The following is a 6,788-nucleotide window of genomic DNA, read 5'->3' as shown; positions in this document are numbered from 1 at the left end:
TGTAGTCCCCTACCAGGTTGAAACTGGCCGCCGCCAAGGTGTTGAACAAGGCATTTTTCAGCGCGTCACTGACACTGCCGCCCTGCCCCAGGGCTTTGTTCAGCAACACAGAGGTGCCGTTCTGCAGCGCCTGGTTGGCCGCGAATTGGCCGACGCCGCTCCAGGTGCCCAGCGAGCCGGAGGTGGCCACTTTGCTGATGGTGGTATTGGTCTGCGCTCCGGTCCATGGGTCGAAGTAACCCACCGTCAGGCCGGCAGTGATCGCCGAAACCCCGTAGCCCTTCAGGGCATCGGACGACGTCACGTCCTTGAACACGGCACCGAGATTGCCCCGGTTGTTGACCACGCTGACACTGGCATTGGTCGAGGCGCCAGTCGCAACCGCACCGACCATGGCGCCGCCGACACCGCCGCCTGCTGCGGCCGTCGCCATGGGCCCGATGACCGCCGACATCACGATGGCAATGATCAGTTGCGAGGCCGGCCCCAGCCCGGAGTGGCTGTACTTGAAGCTGTCGTGGACCTCCCTGACCTGACGCCAGTCCACATCCCCGCGCTGTTCTGCGTCCTTGAGCCAAGCCAATTGCGGGTCGGCCTTGACCATCGCATCGATGGACTGGCTGACGCTCTGCTGATTGACCTGCTTGATGTCGATCTGCAAACCGTCGACGGCCTGGATCGCGATGGTGCCCCCGGCAACCAACTGGCTCTGGCGCAGCGTTTCGTCAGTGCTGCCCTTGCCCTTGGATGCCACCCAGAATGCGTTGTTGTTGGTCTTCTCGTGGCTCTCCTGATGCAGGTCTTTCACTGCTTCGAAGGTCACCGCCCCACCACTGGTGATGGCGATATCCGCCGCGCTTTCCAGCCTTGCCCCTTGATACAACTGACCGCCGCCGCTGATCAGGTCGAGGTTGCCGCCTGTGGTGATCTGGCTGCCCACCGCACGCACGTCGGTGACTTCGTCGCGTTGGGTCTTGAGGGCGCCGAAGCTGCCTTTTTTCTTGTAGTCATACAGGCTGTAGTCGCTGTCATTGGCACTCAGCAGTTGCAACTGCCCACCCGCCACCAGATACGCATCCTTGCCGCTGCTGACCTGGCTGGCGTGCAGCACGATGTCTTGCCCCGCGCTGGCGTTCAGTTTGCCGCCGGCGGTGAGCTGGCTGCCCACGTGACGCACCTGGGTGGTTTGCTCATGCACCTTGGCGCCGCCGCGTTTGCTGTTGACCGCGTGATCGGTTTCGTTGGCGGCGGCCAACAGGTGAAGGTTGCCACCGGCGGCGACGGTCAGGTCTTTGCCGGCGTTGGCGTGGCTGGCCAATAGGGTGATGTCGCGCCCGGCATGCAGGCTCAGGCTGCCGGCGGCGTTGAGATTGGCGCCAAGCTGTTCGGTGCGGCTGTGTTGGGTGACCCGGTGGCCGCCGTTTTCCGTGGTACGCACCTGTTGGGTATCGGTGACGGCGATGAGGTTGATGTCGCGCCCGGCACTCAGGCTGGCATCGCCAGCGCTGTTGATGTCGCCTCGGTTGGTGATGTCGCGCCCGGCGTTGAGCGTGAGGCGCTGTGCGGCGCTGATCTGGCCCGCCTGGTCGAGATGGGTGACAAGGGTGCCGTCCCCCTGGTGCTTGGCATGGGCGGTGCGGTCGTTGACGATGTCGCCGGTGACGCTGGTAAGTTCGATATGGCTGCCACGGATCTCGCCGGCCATCGCGTTGCGGATACTGTCGGTGGCCAGCAGGCTGATGCGTTCACCGGCGCTGAGCGTACCGCCATTGAGCAGGCGGCCGTCGGCGATGGCGGTCAGCTCCTGTGCCGCTTTCAAGGTGCCGACATTGACGATGTCGCCACCGCTGACCAGGTTGCACCAGGCTGCCCCCGCGCAGGTTATTGGCGTCGACCGTCGCCAGGTACAGCACCGGCACCAGCACGTCTTCACCCTGCACCTGGCGTTTTTCCATCCATACGATGTCGTGGGTCAGGGCCGCCACCTGCTGCGCGGTGAGGCCGACGCCGACGCTCAATTGCAGGCTGTCGCGGGCGCTGAGGCCGTTGTCCATCAGGTAGCGGAACTGTTCCTCGTCGCTCTCCAGCCCGGCGAGGAAGCGTTGCCCGGTCTTCGCCAGCACGGCGTCACGGATCAGGCGGCTTTCGTAGTAGCCGTCGCCCAGGCGTCGCCAGGCCACGTCGGTGCTGTAGCCGATCTTGTCGAGCAAGTACTGGGAACTGAGGAAGTTGGCCAGGTGGGTGAACAGGGGATTGGTTTCAATCAGGTAGGGGCTGCCTGGATTCTTGCTGGGGATAAACAGCCCGTATTTACCGCTGGGGAGTTGGAATTCCGGCGGTTGGGTCAGGTCATCGCTGAGGCGATCCGGGCTCAGTTCGAGGTCGTTGGGGTTGTGGCCAATGTCGCCGGTCAGTTGCGCCAGGGTGTTTTCCCGCAGGGTGCCGTTTTGCAGGTACTCGGTGGCCTGCAGGTTGAGGCGGCCGCCGGCTTGCAGCGTGGCGGCATAGACTTCGCGGCCATCCTCGCGCCAGGTGGTGAGGGTGCCGGGGTTGCTGAACCCCTCTCCGGTCGAGCGGGCCTTGAGTTCGGCAAAACGCACGGGGTCGAAGGGTGCGTTATTGAAGGCCGGCAGGTCGTGGAATTCCATCTGGTCCCACAGGGCTTTGTCGATGCGACCGGGGGTGCCGATGATGGTGCTGGAGATGCCGGTCTGGGAGGCCGCGCCCTGGTTGATAAGGCGGTTGGCGGAAAGGTGCACGTCGCCATTGGCGGCGAGCAGGCTGTAGCGGTTCTCCAGGGTCTGCGCGTCGATACGCAGGTCTTTGCCGGCCACCAGTCGCGCCGCCCTGGTGGAGTTGGGCGCGGCGGTTTCGCGCCAGATTTCGCTGATGTAGATAGTGCCGCGCTTGAAGCTGTCGTTGCCGTGGCAGTGCTGGCCGCAGACCCATTGGATACTGCCGCCGACCAGCTCGCGTTCGAGGACAAGGTGGGTGCGGGCGTTTTCAAACTCGCGGGCGTTGATGTGCAGGGTGCCTTCGGTTTCCACACTGCCGGAGAGGTTGCTGAAGCGCGTACCGGAGAAACTGAAATCACCGACGCTGTAGAGGTCACCTTCAAGATTGCTGAAATGCTCGCCACGCACATGCAGGTCGCCGCCGCTGAACAGCAGGCCGCTGTTGGTGACGTTGGCAGTGAGCAGGAGGTTGCCTTGGCTGCCGAGCGTGCCGGGGTTATTCAGTTGAGCCGCATTGATCTGCATATGCCGCGCTGCGCTGAGCACGCCGAGGTTATGCAGTACATCGCGCACGCGCAGTTGGATGTCTTGGCCGCTGAGAATCTGGCCGTGGTCTTGGGTAAGGTTTGATGCGCTGATATAGGCATCGCCTTTGGCGGCGATCAGGCCGCTGTTGTTCAGGTCGCCATCGACCTGCAGGTGCAGGTGGTTGTCGCCGAGCAGTTCGCCCGCGTTGGTGAACGTGCCGGCCGCAATACTCAGCGCAGTGCCTGCCCCCACGATCTTGCCGCTGTTGTCGACGCTGTCGGCGACCAGGCTCAAATCGCCTTCGGCATGCAGCGTCCCGGCATGGTTGATGGCCTGTCCGGCGGCAATTTCAAGTTGGCCGGCGGTGACCACCTGGCCAGTGTTTCTCAGGTCCTGGCGGGCTTCGATCCTGGCGCTGTCGGCGGCGATCTGGCCGCTGTTATCGAGGCTGCCGCTGGTGATTTCCAGGTGGCCACTGGCATTGAGTTCACCCGGGTTATCCAGGCGCTGGGCCTTGATGCTCAGCTGTTTGCCCGCGATACGCCGGTCTTCCAGGATGCCGCTGACGACCTTGCCCTGGTTGCTCACCGTACTGCCTTCGAGGCTGACATTCCCGGCGCTGGCCAGGGTCTGCCGCACCACCAGATCGCCCTGGGCCTGCAGGTCGATATCAGCCATCGCAAAGGTCGGGCCTTGCAAGTCAATCGACGCGGCCTTGGCCGTGAGGGCGCCGACGCTGGTGGTGTGGGACAGGCTCAAGCCGCCATTGGCGTTGATCACGATGTCGCCAGCGGTGCTGGCCATATCGCCCGCCAGCCTTACGCCGACGCCCTGCTCAGTGCCCACCAGGCGAATCGTCCCGGCGTACATGCCGCCGAGGGCGCTGGCATCAATGGCCAGTTGCGGTTTGTCCCGGCCATCTTCGGCATGGGCACGGGCCTGCAAAGTGTCGGCACTGACATCGTTACGGCCGGTGATAATGTTGAGCTGGTCGGCATGCAGTTGCGCGTTGAGCTTGGCCGTGCGGGTGATCAGATCGAACTGGCTGACATTGCGGGCATTGAGCCCGGCGCCCTCCAGCGCAATATCGCCGCCGTCTACGCGAAAATGATCCAGCCGCCCACCTTCGATCACGGGCTTGCCGGTGGTCAGCGTCGCGCGCGGCGTATTGATAAACCCGCAGCCATTGCAGGTGATGCCGTGAGGATTGGCGACGATCACCCGCGCGGCATGCCCCGCCACTTCGGTGTAGCCCCCCAAGTGGCTGCGGTTGCCACCGGTGACTTCGTTGAGGATCACGCTGGCAGGCCGCCCTTGCAGGCCTGGGTTGCCGAGGATCACACCGCCCAGTTGGGTGTTTTGCGTGGCCTGGGTGGCGTTATTGAGGATCAGCCCGTTGCTGCCGACGTTGTAGTCGGTGAACAGGTTATGGGACAGCCCGCTGCCATTGGGCCCGGCGATATTCACCACCGGCACGCCGTTGGGCGCATGGCCGAGGCTGGTGCCGGGGCTGGCCGGGTCCACGCTCAGCTCGGCGGCGGCCGCGACAATCGGATTGAGGAAGATGATGCCTGCGAGGCTCAGGGCCAGGCACTGGTAAAACGGGCGGCGCACGTCCATAGGCTAGGTTCCTTGTTGTTATTCAGAAAAACAGGTCGATTCGGGCGTAGATCGGGTGTTCGCGACGTTCAACGATGGCCGGGCGCTCCAGGGAGCGGGCGAGCACCAGCGAAGCGGCAAGGTGAGTACCGCGTGCGCTGAGCTCCCAGGCATGGCCGGTAAGGCGCCCGGCAACGTCAGGGTTGTGCGGGCCACGGCGGATCACTCCGACGTCGTAGCCAAAGCCCACGCCCACTTCGTGCACCCAGGGCCGCAGCGCCTCCCAGGCCACCGGTTGGCGCCAGCGCACCTGGCTGCGCCAGTAGCCGCCGCTATTGCCCGAAAGGTTCTGTTGCTGGAACCCGCGCACCGCACCGAGGCCGCCGACGCTCAGGCGTTGTGGCCCATAGAGTTCGTCTTCGGCGTATTGGCCGGTGGCAAGGCTGTCGACACTCCAGTGCTGGCCCAGCCAGCGAAAGGCCTGCAAATAGCTGAGGGTCAGGGTGTATTTCTGATAGCGCGAGGTCGGCGCGCCGCGCTGTGTAGAGAGATCGCGCTGGGCGTCCAGGGCGCCGATGCCCTGTTGCCAGCCGGCATCGAGGTTGAGAAAGGCGTTGCCGATGCGGCGGCCATGGTTGAAGCCCAGTTGACGCTCCGTGATGCGATGGCTGGAGGTGCGCAGCAACGCGTCTTCCAGGTAGTTGCGGGTCCGCAGGTGGCTCAGGCCAAAGCTGAACGCCGTCTTGCCCAGGTTATCGCGGTGCAGCACGCGCTCGGCGCGCAACTGCTGGCTGGACGTCTCGCCTGACAGTGCGAAGGCAAACCCGGAAAGGTCGTTGCGCGTGCGGTAGAAGCTTTGGCTGTGGCTGACATTGAACGTCCACCAACCATACGGCAGGCCGTAGAACAGGTTCTGGCTGTGGGAATGGCGCCAGCGGTCGCTGACGGTGTCGCGGCTGGCCCGCAGGTTCAATTGATCCGCCAGGCCCAGGGGGCTGTCCCAATCCAGGCCGATACCGGCCTGCTGGCGACCGGTGCTGGCATCGCCATGGTTGTTGCGGTTGGCCGAGACACGCCAGGGTTCGCGGCGCTCACCTTTGAGCGTCACGCGGCTGCCCCCCACTGCCTGCCCCGGCAACACCTCAAGCTGCGGCTGGCGCGAGGGCAAGCGCGACAGTTGATCCACCCACTGCTCCAGCTCGCGCAGGTCGAGCACCTCCCCTACGGTGCCGGGAAAGGTCATGGCGGACTCCAGCGGGCTGGCCAGCGATGAGCTGTCGAGCCCTTCAAGGCGCCCTTCGACCACGATGATGTTCAGTTCGCCATGTTTCAGGTCCTGCTGTGGCAGGTAGGCGCGGGTGGTGACGTAGCCGCGATGCAGGTAGTGATCGGTGAGGCTTTTGAGCACGGCGTTGAGTTGAGGCACCCCCAGGCAACGCCCCTGCCAGGGTTGCAGCAGCGCCTCTCGCTGGCCTTCGGGCAGCAATGTCGCGCCTTCAATGTTGATACGCGTGACGGTGATGCACTGGCCGTCTTCCAGCAGCGCGGGAGCCGTTGGCACAGCGATTTGGCCGGGCAGGTTCTGCAGGTCTTCAAGGCGACGACGCTGCTCTTCCAACACTTGCTGCTGACGCTCACGGGCCAATTCGCGGTCGCCGGGCGACACGGGGGACGCGGCAAGAAGCGGACCTGAAAACAGCGCTATCCCCAGCAGCGCAGGTCGAAAAACAGCCGGCATCCTTTCACCCTCACACAGGTACTCAAATGGAAAGAGCACCCATGCTGCCGAGGCTGAAACGCTTAAGGAAAACAGGAAAGGTTACAAAAAATTCGGCGTTCCTGAGGGCGTCGCCTTGTCTGTCACACAGGCGTTGGAGGGCTGTCAGATGCTTCCGAACAATGTCAGTCGAAGGAAGAAACCGGATA

3 protein-coding genes are annotated in these 6,788 nt (G+C 64.0%); all 3 read right to left on the bottom strand.

Annotated elements, in window-relative coordinates:
* Positions 1–1,819, bottom strand: a 1,819-nt coding sequence (locus tag BMX59_RS27650; protein WP_175486721.1) for a DUF637 domain-containing protein, incomplete at its 3' end; no start/stop codon positions are given.
* On the bottom strand, positions 1,746–4,883 hold the full coding sequence (locus tag BMX59_RS27645; RefSeq protein ID WP_093128066.1) for a filamentous hemagglutinin N-terminal domain-containing protein: 3,138 nt from the start codon (positions 4,881–4,883) through the stop codon (positions 1,746–1,748). The genes BMX59_RS27650 and BMX59_RS27645, both read right to left, overlap by 74 nt.
* A 22-nt stretch (positions 4,884–4,905) precedes the next feature.
* Positions 4,906–6,600 (bottom strand): ShlB/FhaC/HecB family hemolysin secretion/activation protein, encoded by a 1,695-nt coding sequence (locus tag BMX59_RS27640; RefSeq protein WP_093128064.1) that lies wholly within the window; start codon positions 6,598–6,600, stop codon positions 4,906–4,908.
* Positions 6,601–6,788 lie beyond the last annotated feature (188 nt).

Origin of the sequence: Pseudomonas sp. NFR09, assembly GCF_900111535.1 — a bacterium.
Classification (GTDB): domain Bacteria; phylum Pseudomonadota; class Gammaproteobacteria; order Pseudomonadales; family Pseudomonadaceae; genus Aquipseudomonas; species Aquipseudomonas extremorientalis.
This window is presented reverse-complemented; position numbering and strand designations above follow the sequence as displayed.